This window comes from Pseudoalteromonas sp. 19-MNA-CIBAN-0066 (genome assembly GCF_040308705.1).
Lineage (GTDB): Bacteria > Pseudomonadota > Gammaproteobacteria > Enterobacterales > Alteromonadaceae > Pseudoalteromonas > Pseudoalteromonas nigrifaciens.
In genome coordinates, this window is sequence record NZ_JBEONZ010000282.1 from 1 (window position 1) to 258 (window position 258).

Below are 258 nucleotides of genomic sequence, written 5' to 3' on the forward strand. Positions count from 1 at the left end.
TCTGCAAAGTGCTTAACTTGCCTAGCAAGGTAGCAATTGTGCTCGTTAATATAGTCATCGTAAGAGCGCTTAAGCTCATCAAGTGTTTGTAGCTGATATAACAAACCACTTTTATGCAAGTTACGACTATACGCAGCCACCAGCTTGGGATTCTGCTTTACTTTATCAACAAAGCTCTGAGGCAAAATACTTAAAAGACCTTTGAGTATTTTTACTGATGTTTTTCTAAAAATTTTCAACTACTTTGTGCCTTTAAGC

General features: G+C 36.8%; 1 pseudogene. It reads right to left on the minus strand.

From position 1 onward, the window contains the following. Positions 1–239, minus strand: a pseudogene (locus AAEZ18_RS19155) (glycosyltransferase family 2 protein); the annotation flags it as partial. Between the last annotated feature and the right edge of the window lie 19 nt (positions 240–258).